This window comes from Halomonas sp. SSL-5 (assembly GCF_030708455.1).
Lineage (GTDB): Bacteria > Pseudomonadota > Gammaproteobacteria > Pseudomonadales > Halomonadaceae > Halomonas.
Genome location: NZ_JAUYWF010000011.1, coordinates 161,338 through 179,432 on the forward strand (window position 1 = coordinate 161,338; position 18,095 = coordinate 179,432).

At 64.5% G+C, this 18,095-nt stretch carries 13 protein-coding genes and 4 tRNA genes; all 17 read right to left on the reverse strand.

Going from position 1 to position 18,095, the window contains the following annotated elements; genetic code table 11:
• Positions 1–21: 21 nt before the first annotated feature.
• Positions 22–2,142, reverse strand: a complete 2,121-nt coding sequence (gene fusA / locus RAN53_RS14145; protein WP_305797443.1) for an elongation factor G — start codon at positions 2,140–2,142, stop codon at positions 22–24.
• Between the two features lie 45 nt (positions 2,143–2,187).
• On the reverse strand, positions 2,188–2,658 hold the full coding sequence (gene rpsG, locus RAN53_RS14150; protein WP_161430174.1) for a 30S ribosomal protein S7: 471 nt from the start codon (positions 2,656–2,658) through the stop codon (positions 2,188–2,190).
• 130 nt (positions 2,659–2,788) lie between these two features.
• Complete coding sequence (gene rpsL, locus RAN53_RS14155; protein ID WP_305797444.1) at positions 2,789–3,163, reverse strand: 30S ribosomal protein S12; 375 nt, start codon at positions 3,161–3,163, stop codon at positions 2,789–2,791.
• A gap of 180 nt (positions 3,164–3,343) precedes the next feature.
• Complete coding sequence (rpoC, locus tag RAN53_RS14160) at positions 3,344–7,561, reverse strand: DNA-directed RNA polymerase subunit beta' (RefSeq protein ID WP_305797445.1); 4,218 nt, start codon at positions 7,559–7,561, stop codon at positions 3,344–3,346.
• 85 nt (positions 7,562–7,646) lie between these two features.
• Positions 7,647–11,726 (reverse strand): DNA-directed RNA polymerase subunit beta, encoded by a 4,080-nt coding sequence (gene rpoB / locus RAN53_RS14165; protein WP_305797446.1) that lies wholly within the window; start codon positions 11,724–11,726, stop codon positions 7,647–7,649.
• A gap of 237 nt (positions 11,727–11,963) precedes the next feature.
• Positions 11,964–12,335, reverse strand: a complete 372-nt coding sequence (rplL, locus tag RAN53_RS14170) for a 50S ribosomal protein L7/L12 (protein ID WP_305797447.1) — start codon at positions 12,333–12,335, stop codon at positions 11,964–11,966.
• Between the two features lie 89 nt (positions 12,336–12,424).
• Positions 12,425–12,928 (reverse strand): 50S ribosomal protein L10, encoded by a 504-nt coding sequence (gene rplJ / locus RAN53_RS14175; RefSeq protein WP_305797459.1) that lies wholly within the window; start codon positions 12,926–12,928, stop codon positions 12,425–12,427.
• Between the two features lie 273 nt (positions 12,929–13,201).
• Positions 13,202–13,894 carry a 50S ribosomal protein L1 gene (rplA, locus tag RAN53_RS14180; RefSeq protein WP_305797448.1) on the reverse strand — a complete coding sequence of 231 codons (693 nt, stop codon included), beginning with the start codon at positions 13,892–13,894 and terminating at the stop codon, positions 13,202–13,204.
• Between the two features lie 2 nt (positions 13,895–13,896).
• The gene (gene rplK / locus RAN53_RS14185; RefSeq protein WP_132044070.1) at positions 13,897–14,328 is read right to left on the reverse strand and encodes a 50S ribosomal protein L11; all 432 of its coding nucleotides are present in this window, start codon (positions 14,326–14,328) and stop codon (positions 13,897–13,899) included.
• 83 nt (positions 14,329–14,411) lie between these two features.
• Positions 14,412–14,945 carry a transcription termination/antitermination protein NusG gene (nusG, locus tag RAN53_RS14190; RefSeq protein ID WP_305797449.1) on the reverse strand — a complete coding sequence of 178 codons (534 nt, stop codon included), beginning with the start codon at positions 14,943–14,945 and terminating at the stop codon, positions 14,412–14,414.
• Positions 14,946–14,953: 8 nt separating this feature from the next.
• Positions 14,954–15,322 (reverse strand): preprotein translocase subunit SecE, encoded by a 369-nt coding sequence (secE, locus tag RAN53_RS14195; RefSeq protein ID WP_305797450.1) that lies wholly within the window; start codon positions 15,320–15,322, stop codon positions 14,954–14,956.
• A 72-nt stretch (positions 15,323–15,394) separates the two neighbouring features.
• A tRNA-Trp gene (locus RAN53_RS14200) sits at positions 15,395–15,470 on the reverse strand.
• A 149-nt stretch (positions 15,471–15,619) separates the two neighbouring features.
• Positions 15,620–15,694: transfer RNA gene (locus RAN53_RS14205), tRNA-Thr, on the reverse strand.
• A gap of 23 nt (positions 15,695–15,717) precedes the next feature.
• Positions 15,718–15,791 (reverse strand) — tRNA-Gly (locus RAN53_RS14210).
• A 56-nt stretch (positions 15,792–15,847) separates the two neighbouring features.
• Positions 15,848–15,931: transfer RNA gene (locus tag RAN53_RS14215), tRNA-Tyr, on the reverse strand.
• 122 nt (positions 15,932–16,053) lie between these two features.
• On the reverse strand, positions 16,054–16,893 hold the full coding sequence (locus RAN53_RS14220; RefSeq protein WP_305797451.1) for a type III pantothenate kinase: 840 nt from the start codon (positions 16,891–16,893) through the stop codon (positions 16,054–16,056).
• Complete coding sequence (locus tag RAN53_RS14225) at positions 16,890–17,873, reverse strand: biotin--[acetyl-CoA-carboxylase] ligase (RefSeq protein ID WP_305797452.1); 984 nt, start codon at positions 17,871–17,873, stop codon at positions 16,890–16,892. Before RAN53_RS14225 ends, RAN53_RS14220 begins: the two co-directional genes overlap by 4 nt.
• Between the last annotated feature and the right edge of the window lie 222 nt (positions 17,874–18,095).

Here is an 18,095-nt window from a genome sequence, read left to right on the forward strand (position 1 = left end):
CCTCTTTACGTTAGCTAACGGTTAACCGTTTTGGTTGATGACGGCTTCAACGACGCTGGACGGCGCCTCTTCGTAATCCGCAAACTCCATGACGTAGCTTGCGCGTCCCTGGGTCTGAGAACGCAGATCGGTCGCGTAACCGAACATCTCAGCCAACGGAACCCTGGCGCGGATGATCTTGCCCATGGACGAGTCATCCATGCCAGATACCAGGCCACGACGGCGGTTCAGGTCGCCCATGACATCACCCATGAAGTCCTCGGGGGTCACGACCTCGACCTTCATCACCGGCTCGAGCAGCACCGCCTTGGCCTTCTTGGCGCCTTCCTTGACGGCCATGGAAGAGGCGACCTTGAACGCGGTCTCGTTGGAGTCCACGTCGTGGTAGGAACCATCGTACAGCGTAACCTTGACGTCGATCATCGGGTAGCCCGCGATGACACCGTTCTGCAGCTGCTCGTAGGCCCCTTTCTCGACGGCCGGCACGTATTCCTTGGGAACCACGCCGCCGACGATCTCCGAGACGAATTTGAAGTGCATGTCTTCATCTTCGCCCTTGTCTTCCGCAGTGAGCGGCTCGATGCGCAGATGCACATGGCCATACTGGCCGCGACCACCGGACTGACGGACGAACTTGCCTTCCTGCTCCACCTTGCCGCGAATGGTCTCGCGGTAGGCCACCTGCGGCTTGCCGATGTTGGCCTCGACCTTGAACTCGCGACGCATGCGGTCGACGAGGATGTCGAGGTGAAGCTCGCCCATGCCGGAGATGATGGTCTGACCGGTCTCCTCGTCGGTACGCACCTGGAAGGAGGGGTCTTCCTGGGCCAGCTTGCCCAGCGCCACACCCATCTTCTCCTGGTCGGCCTTGGACTTCGGCTCGACGGCCACGGAGATGACCGGATCCGGGAACTCCATGCGCTCGAGAACGATCTTCTCGTTCAGGTCGCACAGGGTATCACCGGTGGTGACGTCCTTGAGGCCGATACAGGCGGCGATGTCGCCGGCGCGCACTTCCTTGATCTCCTCGCGGGAGTTGGCGTGCATCTGGACGATACGGCCCACGCGCTCCTTCTTCTGCTTGACGGAGTTGTAGACGCTGTCGCCGGAGTTGAGCACGCCGGAGTAGACGCGAATGAAGGTCAGGGTGCCGACGAAGGGGTCGGTGGCGATCTTGAACGCCAGGGCGGCGAAGGGCGCGCTGTCGTCCGCCTCGCGGGTCTCGACGGTGCCGTCCTTGTCGTCCAGCTCACCCTCGATGGCCTTGACCTCGGTGGGTGACGGCAGGTACTCGACCACGGCGTCCAGCACGGCCTGCACGCCCTTGTTCTTGAACGCGGAGCCACAGGTGACCAGCACGATCTCGTTGTCGAGGGTACGACGACGCAGGCCAGCCTTGATCTCTTCCTTGGTGAGCTCGCCGCCCTCCAGGTACTTGTCCATCAGCTCTTCGGAGGCTTCGGCGGCGGCCTCGACCATCTCCTCGCGGTACTTGTCCGCGGTCTCCTGGAGCTCGGCGGGGATATCGACCAGGTCATAGGTGGCACCGAGGTCGGACTCGTTCCACAGGATGGCCTTCATCTCGAGCAGGTCGATGACACCCTTGAAGTCTTCCTCGGTGCCCCAGTTGATCTGGATCGGCACGGCGTTGGCGCCCAGACGATCCTTGAGCTGGTCGACCACCATGAAGAAGTCGGCGCCGGTGCGGTCCATCTTGTTGACGAACACCATGCGCGGCACTTCGTACTTGTTGGCCTGGCGCCAGACGGTCTCGGTCTGGGGCTGCACGCCGGAGGAGCCACACAGCACCACCACGGCACCGTCGAGCACGCGCAGCGAGCGCTCCACCTCGATGGTGAAGTCGACGTGTCCGGGAGTATCGATGATGTTGACGCGATGCTCATCGAACTGGTGGTTCATGCCCTTCCAGAAGGTGGTGACGGCAGCGGAGGTGATGGTGATACCACGCTCCTGCTCCTGCTCCATCCAGTCGGTGGTGGAGGCACCTTCGTGAGTCTCGCCCAGCTTGTGGTTGATACCGGTGTAGAACAGCACGCGCTCGGTCGTGGTGGTCTTGCCGGCATCGACGTGGGCGACGATCCCGATGTTGCGATAGCGTTTTAGCGGAGTTTTGCGAGCCACGGTGGAACTCCCCGTTGGTTGGCGATGCGTTGAGATGCGCGCTGATCAGAACCGGTAGTGAGAGAAGGCCTTGTTGGCTTCTGCCATACGGTGCACGTCTTCACGCTTCTTGACCGCAGAACCCTTGCCCTCGGCGGCATCGAGCATCTCGCCGGCGAGGCGCAGCACCATGGTCTTCTCACCACGGCGACGCGCCGCGTCTGCCAGCCAGCGCATGGCCAGCGCCTGGCGGCGCGACGGACGCACCTCGACCGGCACCTGATAGGTCGCACCGCCAACGCGGCGTGACTTCACCTCGACCATGGGCTGGATGCTTTCCAGCGCCTTGTCGAAGATCTCCAGCGGCTCTTCGTTACTGCGCTCGGCAACCCTGTCCAGCGCACCATAGACGATACGCTCAGCTACGGACTTTTTGCCGCCGATCATCAGGTGGTTCATGAACTTCGCCAGGCGCTCGCTTCCGAACTTGGGATCCGGCAGGATCTCGCGCTTGGCCGCAACTCTTCTTCTAGGCATGATAAGCCCTCTGTTGAAGGGTCCTTCAGGTAAACCCGGGACTCCCGCACGCTCATCTCGAACCCGCGACGCCCGACCTTACTCTTATCAGACCGGTATCAATTGGTGATGAAATCGCGAACCGGGCCGATCAGGCCTTGGGACGCTTGGCACCGTACTTGGAACGGCCCTGCTTGCGGTTCTGCACGCCGGAGGTATCCAGGGCGCCGCGCACGGTGTGATAACGCACACCGGGAAGGTCCTTGACGCGCCCGCCGCGGATCAGCACCACGGAGTGCTCCTGGAGGTTGTGACCCTCACCGCCGATGTACGAGGAGACCTCGAAACCGTTGGTCAGACGAACACGGCACACCTTACGCAGTGCGGAGTTCGGCTTCTTCGGGGTGGTCGTGTAGACGCGGGTGCAGACGCCGCGCTTCTGCGGGCAGGCCTGCAGCGCGGGCACGTCACTCTTGGTGACGGGGCGCTTGCGCGGCTTGCGCACCAGCTGATTGATCGTTGCCATCTATTGCTCCAATGGGTTGCCTTGGCGGAAACGAGTAGCCGCTCGCTTTCCTGTACTGCGTTGCCTCATCAGCGGGTGCGGGCGCACCCGCCCCACTGTTAAAGGCTGCGCATTCTACTGGCTGACACCCCCGACCGTCAAGCCCGGCCGCCATGGCGGCCGGGCCCGGGTCGGCCGGCGTCAGATCTCTTCGTCGTCCGAATCCAGCGCGGTAAGCTGGGCGCCCAGTTCCTGCTCGACGTCATGGGCCGACGGTGCCGCCGGCTCCTCGACGCCATCGCGACGGCGGCGACGCTCGGCGTGGTGGGTGAGGCCGGTACCGGCCGGGATCAGACGACCCACCACCACGTTCTCCTTCAGGCCGCGCAGGTAGTCGCGCTTGCCGGTGACCGCCGCTTCGGTCAGCACCCGCGTGGTCTCCTGGAAGGAGGCCGCGGAGATGAACGACTCGGTGGCGAGGCTGGCCTTGGTGATGCCGAGCAGCACACGCTGGTACTTGGCCGGGAACTTGTCGGCCTTCTCGAGGCGTGCATTCTGCTCCAGGACGCGGACCAGCTCGGCCTGGTCACCCGGGATGAAGTCAGAGTCGCCGGCATCGGTGATCTCCACCTTGCGCAGCATCTGACGCACGATCACCTCGATGTGCTTGTCGTTGATGCCGACGCCCTGGAGGCGGTAGACCTCCTGGATCTCGGCGGTGATGTACTTGGCCAGCTCCTCCACGCCCAGCAGGCGCAGGATATCGTGGGGGTTGCTGGGACCGTCGGAGATCACCTCGCCCTTCTCGACCGACTCGCCCTCGAAGACCGCGATCTGGCGCCACTTCGGGATCAGCGCCTCGAAGGGATCGCCGTCTTCCGGGGTGATGGTCAGGCGACGCTTGCCCTTGGTCTCCTTGCCGAAGCTGATCACGCCGCTGATCTCGGCGAGGATCGAGGGCTCCTTGGGCTTGCGCGCCTCGAACAGGTCGGCGACCCGCGGCAGACCACCGGTGATGTCCTTGTTGCCGGACGCCTCCACCGGGATCCGCGCAACCACCTCACCGACGCCGATCTTCGCGCCGTTGTCGGCGGTGACGATCGACTTGCCGGGCAGCGGGTACTGCACCGGGGTGTCGGAGCCGGTGACGGTGACCGGCTGGCCCGCCTCGTCGTTGAGCATGATCATCGGACGCTTGTCGCGACCGGCCATGGGACGCGCCGCCGCCTCGATCACCTCGATGGAGGAGAGACCGGTCATCTCGTCCACGCTGCGGTGGATGGTGACGCCCTCGTCCATGTCGGCGTACTGCACGGTACCCTCGGCCTCGGCGACGATGGGGTGGGTGTGCGGATCCCACTTGGCCACCGCCTGTCCGGCCTCGACGCTGTCGCCATCACGCACCGACAGCTCGGCGCCATAGGGCAGCTTGTAGTACTCGCGCTCCCGGCCATGGTCGTCGGCGACGGCCAGGGCGCTGGAGCGGGAGACCACCACCAGCTTGCCGTCGCCGCGCTCGACGTACTTGATGTTGTGCAGGCGTACCTTGCCGCCGTGCTTGACCTGGACGCTGTCCACCGCGGAGGCCCGCGATGCCGCCCCACCGATGTGGAAGGTACGCATGGTCAGCTGGGTGCCCGGCTCGCCGATCGACTGGGCGGCGATGACACCGACCGACTCGCCGATGTTGACCTCGTGGCCGCGCGCCAGGTCGCGGCCGTAGCAGGCCGAACAGACGCCGTGGGAGGTCTGGCACGAGATGGTCGAACGCACCACGATCTCGTCGACGCCCATGGTGTCGAGCTCGGCACACCACTTCTCGTCGAGCAGGGTGCCACGCGGAATCAGCACCTCGTCGCTGGCCGGATCGATGACGTCCTGGGCCACCACGCGACCCAGCACGCGCTGGGCCAGGGAGACGATGATATCGCCACCCTCGATCACCGGGTGCAGGGTCAGGCCGCGATCGGTGCCGCAGTCGGTCTCGGTGATCACCATGTCCTGGGCCACGTCGACCAGGCGGCGGGTCAGGTAACCGGAGTTGGCGGTCTTGAGTGCCGTATCCGCCAGGCCCTTACGCGCGCCGTGGGTGGAGATGAAGTACTGGAGTACGTTCAGGCCCTCACGGAAGTTGGCGACGATCGGGGTCTCGATGATCGAACCATCCGGCTTAGCCATCAGGCCACGCATGCCCGCCAGCTGACGGATCTGGGCCGCGCTACCCCGGGCACCGGAGTCGGCCATGATGAACACGCTGTTGAAGGAGTCCTGCTCGACCTCCTTGCCTTCGCGGTCGATCACGGTCTCCTTCGAGATCCCCACCATCATCGCCTTGGCCACCTTGTCGTTGGCCTTGGACCAGATGTCGATCACCTTGTTGTACTTCTCGCCGGCGGTGACGAGGCCCGAGGAGAACTGGTCCTCGATCTCCTTCACCTCCTCCTCGGCGGCCTCGACGATCTCCGCCTTGGCATCCGGGATGACGAAGTCGTTGACGCCGATGGAGGCACCGGACCAGGTAGCCAGGCGGAAGCCGGTGTACATCAGCTGGTCGGCGAAGATCACCGTCGGCTTGAGGCCGGCGCGGCGATAGACCTCGTTGAGCAGGCCCGAGATCGCCTTCTTCTTCATCGGCTGGTCGACCAGCTCGAAGGGCACCCCTTCCGGCAGGATGCGGAACAGCAGCGCACGCCCCACGGTGGTGTCGCGCAGCACGCGCTGGTGGGTCTTCTCGCCGCTCTCCTCGTCGATCAGCACCTCATCCAGGCGAACCTTGATGCGGGCATGCAGCGCCACGTTCTGGGTGCTGAAGGCGCGCTCGGCCTCGTTGAGGTCGGAGAACACCATGCCCTCGCCCTTGGCGTTGATCTTCTCGCGGGTCATGTAATACAGACCCAGCACCACGTCCTGGGAGGGCACGATGATCGGCTCGCCGTTGGCCGGCGACAGCACGTTGTTGGTCGCCATCATCAGCGTCCGCGCCTCGAGCTGGGCTTCCAGGGTCAGCGGCACGTGGACCGCCATCTGGTCACCGTCGAAGTCGGCGTTGTAGGCGGCACACACCAGCGGGTGCAGCTGGATCGCCTTGCCCTCGATCAGCAGCGGCTCGAAGGCCTGGATGCCGAGGCGGTGCAGGGTCGGGGCGCGGTTGAGCAGCACCGGATGCTCGCGGATGACGTCGGCGAGGATGTCCCACACCTCCGCCGTCTCGCGCTCGACCATCTTCTTCGCCGCCTTGATGGTGGAGGCGTGGCCGAGGCTCTGCAGCTTGGAGTAGATGAACGGCTTGAACAGCTCGAGCGCCATCTTCTTGGGCAGGCCGCACTGGTGCAGGCGCAGGGTCGGGCCCACGGTGATGACCGAGCGGCCGGAGTAGTCGACACGCTTGCCCAGCAGGTTCTGACGGAAGCGACCCTGCTTGCCCTTGATCATGTCGGCCAGGGACTTCAGCGGGCGCTTGTTGGAGCCGGTGATGGCCCGGCCGCGACGACCGTTGTCGAGCAGCGCATCCACGGCCTCCTGCAGCATGCGCTTCTCGTTGCGCACGATGATATCCGGCGCATTGAGGTCGAGCAGCCGCTTGAGGCGGTTGTTGCGGTTGATCACCCGACGATAGAGGTCGTTGAGGTCGGAGGTGGCGAAGCGGCCACCGTCCAGCGGCACCAGCGGACGCAGGTCCGGCGGCAGCACCGGCAGCACCTCCATGACCATCCACGCCGGATCGTTGCCGGAACCCTGGAAGGCCTCCAGCAGCTTGAGCCGCTTGGAGAGCTTCTTGATCTTGGTCTCGGAGTTGGTCTGGGGGATCTCCTCGCGCAGGCGCTCGATCTCCTCGAGCATGTCGATGTCCTTGAGCAGCGCCTGGACCGCCTCGGCGCCCATGCGGGCGTCGAAGTCGTCACCGAACTCCTCGAGGGCCTCGAAGTACTGCTCGTCGTTGAGCAGCTGGCCGCGCTCCAGCGTGGTCATGCCCGGGTCGATGACCACGAAGCTCTCGAAATAGAGCACGCGCTCGATGTCACGCAGGGTCATGTCCAGGAACATGCCGATGCGCGACGGCAGCGACTTCAGGAACCAGATGTGCGCGACCGGGCTTGCCAGCTCGATGTGGCCCATGCGCTCGCGGCGCACGGCGGCCTTGGTGACCTCGACGCCGCACTTCTCGCAGATGATGCCACGGTGCTTCATGCGCTTGTACTTGCCGCACAGGCACTCGTAATCCTTCACCGGGCCGAAGATCTTGGCGCAGAACAGGCCGTCACGCTCCGGCTTGAACGTCCGGTAGTTGATGGTCTCGGGCTTCTTGACCTCGCCGAATGACCAGGAGCGGATCATGTCCGGGGACGCCAGGGTAATCTTGATCGCGTCGAACTCGTCGGACTGAGACTGCGATTTGAGGACTTTCACCAAATCTTTCATGGGGTCGGCTCCGCTGCGGAGTTGTCATGGGCGGGGGCAATGCTGCCGCCCCCGCGGACCGTCATAATGTGAAGCGTCGGCCGCCTCAGCTCTCGAGCTCGATGTCGATGCCCAGCGAGCGGATCTCCTTCACCAACACGTTGAAGGACTCCGGCATGCCCGCCTGCATGGCATGGTCGCCATCCACGATGTTCTTGTACATCTTGGTGCGACCCTCCACGTCGTCGGACTTGACGGTGAGCATCTCCTGCAGGGTGTAGGCGGCGCCGTACGCCTCCAGGGCCCACACCTCCATCTCACCGAAGCGCTGACCACCGAACTGCGCCTTGCCGCCCAGCGGCTGCTGGGTGACCAGCGAGTAGGAGCCGGTGGAGCGCGCGTGCATCTTGTCATCCACCAGGTGGTTGAGCTTGAGCATGTACATGTAGCCCACGGTCACCGGACGATCGAAGGCGTCACCGGTACGGCCGTCGTAGAGCGTCATCTGACCGGAATCCGGCAGCTCGGCCAGCCGCAGCAGGTGCTTGATCTCGTGCTCGTCGGCACCGTCGAACACCGGCGTGGACATCGGCACGCCCGCCTTGAGGTTCTTGGCCAGGGCGATCACCTCGTCGTCGGAGAGCGACTCGAGCTCCTCGACGCGGGTGCCCGGGGTGGTGTTGTAGACCTGCCCCAGGAAGTCGCGGATCTCGGCGACCTGCTGCTCGCGAGCGTCGCGCAGCAGGGCATCGATCCGGCGACCCAGGCCCCAGGCGGCGAGGCCCAGGTGGGTCTCGAGGATCTGCCCCACGTTCATCCGCGACGGTACGCCCAGCGGGTTGAGGACCACATCCACCGGCTCGCCCTGATCGTCGAAGGGCATGTCCTCGATGGGCATGATCGCCGAGATGACACCCTTGTTACCGTGACGACCGGCCATCTTGTCGCCCGGCTGCAGGCGACGCTTCACCGCCATGTAGACCTTGACGATCTTGAGCACGCCCGGCGCCAGATCGTCGCCCTGGGTCAGCTTGCGCTTCTTGTCCTCGAAACGCTCGTCCATCTCCTTGCGGCGCGTCTCCAGCTGCTCGTCGGCCTGAGCCAGCAGCTCGTTGAGGGCCTCGTCCTGCAGGCGCAGCTTGAACCACTGCTGACGCGGCAGTTCCTCGAGGTAGCTCGTGGAGAGCACGTCGCCCTTCTTGAGCTGGGGGCCGCCGTTGACGGCCTGACCGGAGAGGGTGCGCTTGAGGCGCTCGAAGGTGGCGTCCTCGGCGATGCGATAGGTCTCCTGGAGGTCCTTGCGCACCTCATCGAGCTGCATCTGCTCGATGGAGAGGGCACGCGAGTCCTTCTCCACGCCATCGCGGGTGAACACCTGGACGTCGATGACGGTGCCCTTCATGCCGGTGGGGGCACGCAGGGAGGTGTCCTTCACGTCGGACGCCTTCTCGCCGAAGATCGCACGCAGCAGCTTCTCTTCCGGCGTCAGCTGGGTCTCGCCCTTGGGCGTGACCTTGCCGACCAGGATATCGCCCGGGCCGACTTCCGCACCGATGTAGACCACGCCGGCCTCATCCAGCTTGGAGAGCGCCGACTCGCCGACGTTGGGGATGTCGGAGGTGATCTCCTCCGGCCCCAGCTTGGTGTCGCGGGAGACGCAGGTCAGCTCCTGGATATGGATGGTGGTGAAACGGTCTTCCTGGACCACCCGCTCGGAGAGCAGGATGGAGTCCTCGAAGTTGTAGCCGTTCCAGGGCATGAAGGCGATGCGCATGTTCTGGCCCAGGGCCAGGTCGCCCATGTCCACCGAGGGGCCGTCGGCGAGGATGTCGCCGCGGGCCACGGAGTCACCGGGGCGCACGATCGGGCGCTGGTTCTGACAGGTATTCTGGTTGGAGCGCACGTACTTGGTGAGGTTGTAGATATCGACGCCGGCCTCGCCGCCGATGATCTCGTCCTCGTTGATGCGCACCACGATGCGCTTGGCATCCACGGAGTCGATCACGCCGCCGCGACGGGCCACGGCGCAGACGCCGGAGTCGCGGGCCACGAAGCGCTCCATGCCGGTGCCCACCAGCGGCTTGTCGGCACGCAGGGTCGGCACCGCCTGACGCTGCATGTTGGCCCCCATCAGGGCGCGGTTGGCATCATCGTGCTCGAGGAAGGGGATCAGCGCCGCGGCCACGGAGACCACCTGGCGCGGCGAGACGTCCATCAGGGTCACCTGATCGGGACGCATGAAGGTGGTCTCGCCCTTGTGACGCACCTGCACCAGGTCATCGACCAGCTGGCCGGCCTCGTCTACGGTGGCGGAGGCCTGGGCGATGACGAAGTCGCCCTCCTCGATGGCCGAGAGATGGACCACATCGTCGGTCACCTTGCGATCCACCACCTTGCGGTACGGCGTCTCGAGGAAGCCGTAGCTGTTGGTGTGGCTGTAGGTGGCCAGGGAGTTGATCAGGCCGATGTTGGGACCTTCCGGGGTCTCGATCGGGCACAGGCGGCCGTAGTGGGTGACGTGGACGTCGCGCACCTCGAAGCCGGCCCGCTCGCGGGTCAGGCCGCCCGGGCCGAGCGCCGAGACACGGCGCTTGTGGGTGACCTCGGAGAGCGGGTTGTTCTGGTCCATGAACTGGGAGAGCTGGCTGGAACCGAAGAACTCCTTGACCGCCGCGGCGACGGGCTTGGCGTTGATCAGGTCCTGGGGCATCAGGCCCTCGCTCTCGGCCATGGAGAGGCGCTCCTTGACCGCGCGCTCGACGCGCACCAGGCCGACGCGGAACTGGTTCTCGGCCATCTCGCCCACGCAGCGGATACGACGGTTGCCCAGGTGGTCGATATCGTCCACCTCGCCGTAGCCGTTACGGATGTAGATCAGCTCCTTGAGCACGTCGAGGATATCGCGACGATCCAGCACGCCGGCGCCGGTATCGGCCTCGCGACGCAGGCGACGGTTGAACTTCATGCGACCGACGCCGGAGAGGTCGTAGCGGTCCTCACTGAAGAACAGGTTGTTGAACAGGGTCTCAGCGGCCTCCTTGGTGGGCGGCTCGCCGGGACGCATCATGCGGTAGATCTCGACCAGCGCCTCGAGCTGTGACCCGGTGGTGTCCAGCTTGAGGGTGTCGGAGACGAAGGACCCGCAGTCGAGATCGTTGGTGTAGAGGGTCTCGAGGCGGGTGATACCGGCTTGTCCGATGCGCTCGATCAGCTCCGGGGTGATCTCGGTGTTGCAGGGACAGATCAGCTCGCCGGTGTTGGGATCGACCTGATCCTTGGCCAGGGTCTTGCCGAACAGGTACTCCATCGGCACATCGAGACGCTCGAGGCCGACCTTCTCCAGCTGACGGATATGCTTCTGGGTGATGCGACGCCCTTCCTCGACGATCATGCCGCCATCGGCGTCCTTGATGTCGAAGGTGGCGGTCTCGCCACGCAGGCGCGACGGCACCAGTTCCACCGAGAAGCCGCCCTTCTCGACATGGAAGGTGCTGGTCTCGAAGAACTCCTCGAGCACTTCCTCGGCGCTCATGCCCAGGGCACGCAGCAGCACCGTGGCCGGCAGCTTGCGGCGACGGTCGATGCGCACGAAGACGTTGTCCTTAGGATCGAACTCGAAGTCGAGCCAGGAGCCACGGTAAGGGATCACCCGAGCGGAGTAGAGCAACTTGCCGGAGGAGTGGCTCTTGCCCTTGTCATGGTCGAAGAACACGCCGGGGGAACGATGCAGCTGGGAGACGATGACACGCTCGGTACCGTTGACCACGAAGGTACCGTTCTCGGTCATCAGGGGAATCTCCCCCATGTAGACTTCCTGCTCCTTGATGTCCTTGATCGCCTTGTTGGATGACTCCTTGTCATAGATGATCAGGCGAACCTTGACGCGCAGGGGAGCCGAATAGGTGACGCCACGCAGCTGGCACTCCTTGACGTCGAAGGCCGGAGTGCCGAAGCGGTAGCTGACGTACTCCAGGGCGGCATTGCCGGAGAAGCTCTCGATCGGGAACACCGACCGGAAGGCGGCGTGAAGGCCGACCTCGAGACGCTCCTCGGGCGCACGGTCCTGCTGGAGGAAGTCGTAATAGGAATCAAGCTGGATCGCCAGCAGGTAGGGCACATCCATCACTTGGGGCAGTTTGCCGAAATCCTTGCGGATGCGTTTTTTCTCAGTGTATGAGTAAGCCATCTGTATTCCCCAGCTTGTTCACCATGGGTGACCGATGCGTGGTCGGCGCCACCCGACGGATGCGGCTCCGTCAGGCGATGAAGGCAAGCGCCTGGCATGGGCGCTCGCCTTCGGAATTCGGCTGGCGGTTCTGCCCTGTCGGCAGAGGCCAGTGACAACAGAAAAAGGCCGGCAGCGGGTGTCCCGCCACCAGCCGTGGAAGCTTACGCAGCGCGTGAAGCCATGTCGCTCAAGGACTTACTTGAGCTCCACGCCCGCGCCGGCTTCTTCCAGCTTGGCCTTGGCCGCTTCTGCATCTTCCTTGGACAGACCTTCCTTGATGGTCGCCGGCGCGCCGTCGACGGCACCCTTGGCTTCCTTCAGGCCCAGGCCGGTGATCTCGCGGACAACCTTGATCACGTTGACCTTCTTGTCGCCGGCGCTGGTCAGCACCAGGTCAAACTCGGTCTGCTCTTCCTCGGCAGCGGCTTCACCGCCACCCGGGCCAGCCACGACGGCGGCAGCGGCAGACACGCCGAACTTCTCTTCCATGGCCTCGATCAGCTCGACCACTTCCATGACGGACATGTCGGAGACGGCGTTGATGATGTCTTCTTTGGTCAGTGCCATTGTCACGTTTCCTAACTTTGCGGGAGTCGCGCTCAAGCGTCGACTCGGGATTCAATATACGATTCAGGCTGCCTGCAGGAGTTCGCCGCTCAGGCGGCTTCTTCCTGCTTCTGGTCGCGCAGGGCGGCCAGGGTACGGACCAGCTTGCCGGCGGATGCCTCTTTCATGACGGACATCAGCTTGGCAATGGCCTCGTCGTAGGTCGGCAGCGTCGCCAGACGGTCGAGATCGGTGGCCGGGATCAGCTCACCTTCGTAGGCCAGCGCCTTGACCTCGAAGTTCTTCTCCTCCTTGGCGAACTCCTTGAACAGACGGGCGGCGGCGCCCGGGTGCTCATAGGAGAAGGCCAGCAGGGTCGGACCCGAGAAGGTCTCGTCCAGGATCTCCCAGGGAGTTCCGGACAGGGCGCGGCGTGCCAGGGTGTTGCGGACAACACGGATCTGGACGCCATTCTCGCGGGCCTGCTTGCGCAGGTCGGTCATCTTGCTGACCGCGACGCCACGAGAATCGGCAACTACGACGGAGAGTGCATCCTTGGCCGCTTCACTGACCTCGGCAACAATCGCCTTCTTGCCTTCGAGTGCTAGTGGCACAGTGATCACTCCTTCGTGCCGGAACCTCGCGATGAGGGTTCCGGTGGTTACCATCTCTTCCAGCCGCCCGAGGGCGAGCCGGAAGTCCTGGGTGATGGTGCTCACCAGAAGCCTGGCGGCCACACCATCTGCGCAGGCCACCCCCGGAGGGATGATTAAGCCGCCCTTCCGAAGAGAGGCGGCGCCTGCGGTCTTTGACGGTGCCCCGCCGGCGAGTCGTGACTCGACACGGGGACCGCAAAGTTATTGCTGAATGCTCGACCCGCTGACCGGTCAGACCAGGCCAGAGTGATCGACGGTCACGCCCGGACCCATGGTCGTGGACAGGGTGACCTTCTTGAGATAGATGCCCTTGGAGGTGCTCGGCTTGAGCCTCTTCAGGTCGGCGACCAGCGCGTCCAGGTTGCCCTGAATGGCGGAAGCATCGAAGTCGACCTTGCCAAGGGTGGTATGGATGATGCCGTTCTTGTCGGTACGGAAACGCACCTGACCGGCCTTGGCGTTCTTGACCGCGGTAGCCACGTCCGGGGTCACGGTGCCGACCTTGGGGTTGGGCATCAGGCCGCGCGGACCCAGGATCTGACCCAGCTGGCCGACGACGCGCATGGCGTCCGGCGAGGCGATCACCACGTCGAAGTCGAGCTGGCCCTTCTTGACCTGCTCGGCCAGGTCGTCCATGCCGACGATATCGGCACCGGCTTCCTTGGCGGCGTCGGCGTTGGCACCCTGGGTGAACACGGCGACGCGGACGTCCTTGCCGGTACCGTTGGGCATCACGGTCGCGCCGCGAACCACCTGGTCGGATTTCCGTGGATCGACGCCCAGGTTGATGGCGACGTCCAGGGACTCCTTGAACTTGACCGTGGACAGCTCGGCGAGCAGGGCCACGGCTTCCTCGAGAGAGTAGACCTTGGTGGAGTCGACCTTCTCGCTAATCATCTGTGCGCGCTTGGACAGCTTGGCCATGATCAGAGACCCTCCACGTTCAGGCCCATGCTGCGGGCACTACCGGCAATGGTACGCACCGCGGCGTCGAGATCGGCAGCCGTCAGATCCGGCTCCTTGGTCTTGGCGATCTCTTCGAGCTGCTCACGGGTCACGGTACCGACCTTGTTCTTGTTCGGCTCACCGGAGCCGGACTTGATACCAGCCGCCTTCTTCAGCAGGACCGCCGCGGGCGGGGTCTTGGTGATGAAGGTGAAGCTGCGGTCGGAATAGACGGTGATCACCACGGGAGTGGGCAGACCCGGTTCGATTTCCTGGGTCGCGGCGTTGAACGCCTTGCAGAACTCCATGATGTTCACGCCGTGCTGACCCAGCGCGGGGCCCACGGGGGGACTCGGGTTGGCCTTACCGGCTGCGACCTGCAGCTTGATGTAAGCCTGTACTTTCTTGGCCATGTTGGACTCCAGTTGGGTAGTAGCGCCTTGCGGCTCCCCGGTGTTGCGGCCGCCGTGGCGGCCCTGGCTGCATCGGTCGAGCGTTACTCTTTCTCGACCTGCGCGAATTCGAGTTCGACAGGTGTCGAGCGCCCGAAGATCAGCACGCTGACCTGGACGCGACTCTTGTCGTAGTTGACCTCCTCGACGACGCCGTTGAAATCGGCGAAGGGGCCATCGACGACCCGCACCGACTGACCGGGCTCGAACAGGGTCTTGGGCTTCGGCTTGTCGGTTCCATCCTGGACACGGCGCAGGATGGCGTCGGCCTCTTTCTGGGTGATGGGCGCCGGCTTCTCCTTGGTACCACCGATGAACCCCATCACGCGCGGGGTCTCGTTGACCAGGTGCCAGGTCTCGTCATCCATCTCCATCTCGACCAGCACGTAGCCGGGATAGAACTTGCGCTCGCTCTTGCGGCGCTTGCCGTCACGCATCTCGACGACTTCTTCGGTCGGCACCAGGATCTCGCCGAAGCGGTCCTCCATGCCGAACATCTTCACACGCTCGCCGAGGGAGCGCATGACATGCTTCTCGAAGCCGGAGTAGGCGTGAACGACATACCAACGCTTGGACATGGGGGCTCCTAACCGATAACGCCGGACATCGCCCAGCCAAGAAGGGTGTCGATCAGCCACAACATCAGGCCGACCACCAGCACGGCGACCAGCACGATGACCGTGGTCTGGATGGTCTCGGGCCGGGTCGGCCATACCACGCGTTGAATTTCTTTCTTGGCGGCACGGGCCAGATCGGCGAGCTCGCGACCCTTGGTGGTGGTGAATGCCACCACGGCAGCCAGCGCACTCAGCGCAACGACACCCAGCACGCGGTAGAGCAGGGCCTGATCGGCGAAGTAGGTATTGCCCACCACGGCCAGGACCAGCAGAGTGACGACAACCGCCCACTTGAGCCCGTCGTGGCGCGACTCCTGCACCTCGGCGTTATGTTTCATGAAAACGAGACTCCTCAGGGCGCGGCAATCGAAACGTGAAATCTTCTGGGAACGCGCCAGCCTGGGGAAGGCTGGCAGGCCAGGAGGGAATCGAACCCCCAACCTGCGGTTTTGGAGACCGCTGCTCTGCCAATTGAGCTACTGGCCTGTATCTGCCTTGCTCCGCCCTTTGCAGGCGGCCTTCAACAGCGGGCGCCATCATAGCGAAAGCCGCTTCGCCTGGCAACCCCTCTCGCCGCCATGATCGTCCCAGCGGCGAGAAAGAGAAAAGGCGAGCCGTGGCTCGCCTTTTCAATGTGGAGCTCATGGACGGATTTGAACCGTCGACCTCACCCTTACCAAGGGTGTGCTCTACCCCTGAGCTACATGAGCCTAACCTTTGCATCCGAAGATGCTGGAGCGGGCAGCGGGGATCGAACCCGCATCATCAGCTTGGAAGGCTGAGGTTCTACCATTGAACTATGCCCGCCTACCCACTCTTCACGGCCGCGATGGCATTGACCACAACATCATCGCGCCTGATTCTGGTGGAGGGGGAAGGATTCGAACCTTCGAAGCTTTCGCGGCAGATTTACAGTCTGCTCCCTTTGGCCACTCGGGAACCCCTCCAACTGGCGGCATATCTTATCACCGCTGATCCGGTTGTCAAGTCGCTGTTTTATCAGCCTCTTCGACCTCGAAGGATCACCGCTCACAGCGCCGCCCTTCGCCTCGGAACGCGGCGCATTGTGTCAAAGCAGCATGGAGAATGCAAGCCCGGCGCGAATCTTTTCCAGCGCCACTGGCGTCGGTACACAGGGAGCCCCCGCCATCCGCCCTGCCCGCTCGGCGGCGGTAAGGGGAAAGCAGGCCTCCAGCCCCCCGTAGACCATGTCGGGCCAGACGGCGTGGGGGACCTGGAGCCCCCGGGAGACGACCCGGGCATCGCCGCCGGTCAGCATCAACGGCAGGGCGACCCCCTCGCTGTCGCAGACCTCGGCATAGACCCGATTGATGGCGCTGACCGCCGCCATGTAGATGCCGTGATTCACCGCCTCCACCGTGCGTCGGCCGGGTATCAGCAGCTCCTCCGGCTCGCTGTCGGGATCGATGGCCACATTGCGCGTGCCCAGCTTGAGGCTCTCCTTCATCAGGCGCAGCCCCGGCAGGATATACCCCCCCAGGTGGAGGCCGCCGGGCAGCACGAAATCGATGGTAATGGCGCTGCCGCAATCTACCGCACAGCAGCCACCCGCCAGCTGGTATCCGGCCAGCACACCCAGCCAGCGATCGACACCCAGCCGCTCGGGCTCCTCGTAGCCGTTGGTGACGCCCAGTGCCTCGGGGCCCGAGCGCGCCACGTGCACGGCACCCACGCGCTGGCGCAGCAGCTGGACCGTCTCCTCGAGCACGCTACGCCTCGCGACGCTGGAGATGCGCACCGACTCAACCACATCGAGGTTGGGAATGTCGGCACCCGGCTTCCACTCCTCCCGGGTCCATACCGCACCGCGCGAGCGGATCTCGCTGCTGTCGACATCCTTGAGACGCCACTTGGAGAGGGTGTTGCCGATATCGAGATCGAGGATCATGAGCGCACACGCAGGCTGATTTCACCACCCGCCAGGCAGCGACGTCGGCCCTCTTGGGCCACCACCAGGTTACCGGAGGCATCGACGCCCTCGGCCACCGCCACCTCTCGCGTATTACCGCTCAACACATCCACTTCCCGGCCGGTGAAGGCGTGGCGCGCGTTCCAGGCGTCGCGCCAGGGTGCAAAGCCATCGCGCTCGAATTCCGCCACCAGCGGCAACAGCGCCTCCAGCAGGTCGGCCGCCAGGGCGTTGCGCGATACGCCGGTCGCCTGGTCCTCGACGGCGGCGCCCGGCTGCTCCAGGGTGCTGCGGAAGCCCTCGGGCAGGGAGACGTTGATCCCCATGCCGATCACCACCTCACAGGGGCCGGAGGCGTCACCGCTGACTTCCACCAGGATACCCGCCAGTTTGCCATAGCCCCCTTCGGGCAGCTCCAGCAGGACGTCGTTGGGCCACTTCAGCAACGCTGACACTCCATGACGCTCCAGCACCCGGGCCAGCACTACCCCCACGGCGAGGCTCAGCCCCTCCAGGGCAGCGATGCCCGACTCCACCCGCCACCCCAGGGAGAGCATCAGGCTGCGGCCCCAGGGGGTGCTCCAGACGCGTCCACGACGGCCACGCCCGGCGCTCTGCTGCTCTACCAGGCATACCTCGCCGTGCCCTGCCCCCTGGTCGAAACGCTCGCGCAGGAAGGCGTTGGAAGATGGCAGCGTCTCCTCGACGAAAAGCCGAGTCAGGTGGGTGCGCGCCTGGCGAGAGAGGCCGGCGATGATGCGCGGCCCCTCGAGGAGCTCCAGGGGTTCGGCGAGACGATAGCCCTGCCCCTTGACCGCCTCCATGGTGATCCCCAGGGACTCGAGCTTGCGTAGCTGCTTCCATACTGCAGCACGGGACACGCCGAGCTGCACACCGAGCTGCTCGCCCGAGTGGAACTCGCCGTCGCCGAGCAGGCGGATGAGGTCACCGATGGTCATGCGTGGAATCCCGGACCGGAAAAACCCACATTCTATCGGATGCGGCACGTCCCCGGAAACGCAACGGCCCAGAAACACCTGGCCGCCGCATGGCACCCCAGACGCAAAAAGCCCCGACCATCTCACGATGATCGGGGCTTTTCTTAATAAGTGCCTGACGATGACCTACTCTCACATGGGGAGACCCCACACTACCATCGGCGCTGAGCGGTTTCACTGCTG

What these genes read in the sequence shown, in the direction of transcription:
- rplK (WP_132044070.1), bottom strand. Translation starts at nt 14,328, where the DNA reads ATGGCCAAGAAAGTACAGGCTTACATCAAGCTGCAGGTCGCAGCCGGT.
- rpoB (WP_305797446.1), bottom strand. Translation starts at nt 11,726, where the DNA reads ATGGCTTACTCATACACTGAGAAAAAACGCATCCGCAAGGATTTCGGC.
- RAN53_RS14225 (WP_305797452.1), bottom strand. Translation starts at nt 17,873, where the DNA reads ATGACCATCGGTGACCTCATCCGCCTGCTCGGCGACGGCGAGTTCCAC.
- nusG (WP_305797449.1), bottom strand. Translation starts at nt 14,945, where the DNA reads ATGTCCAAGCGTTGGTATGTCGTTCACGCCTACTCCGGCTTCGAGAAG.
- rpoC (WP_305797445.1), bottom strand. Translation starts at nt 7,561, where the DNA reads ATGAAAGATTTGGTGAAAGTCCTCAAATCGCAGTCTCAGTCCGACGAG.
- secE (WP_305797450.1), bottom strand. Translation starts at nt 15,322, where the DNA reads ATGAAACATAACGCCGAGGTGCAGGAGTCGCGCCACGACGGGCTCAAG.
- RAN53_RS14220 (WP_305797451.1), bottom strand. Translation starts at nt 16,893, where the DNA reads ATGATCCTCGATCTCGATATCGGCAACACCCTCTCCAAGTGGCGTCTC.
- rpsG (WP_161430174.1), bottom strand. Translation starts at nt 2,658, where the DNA reads ATGCCTAGAAGAAGAGTTGCGGCCAAGCGCGAGATCCTGCCGGATCCC.
- rplA (WP_305797448.1), bottom strand. Translation starts at nt 13,894, where the DNA reads ATGGCCAAGCTGTCCAAGCGCGCACAGATGATTAGCGAGAAGGTCGAC.
- rplL (WP_305797447.1), bottom strand. Translation starts at nt 12,335, where the DNA reads ATGGCACTGACCAAAGAAGACATCATCAACGCCGTCTCCGACATGTCC.
- rpsL (WP_305797444.1), bottom strand. Translation starts at nt 3,163, where the DNA reads ATGGCAACGATCAATCAGCTGGTGCGCAAGCCGCGCAAGCGCCCCGTC.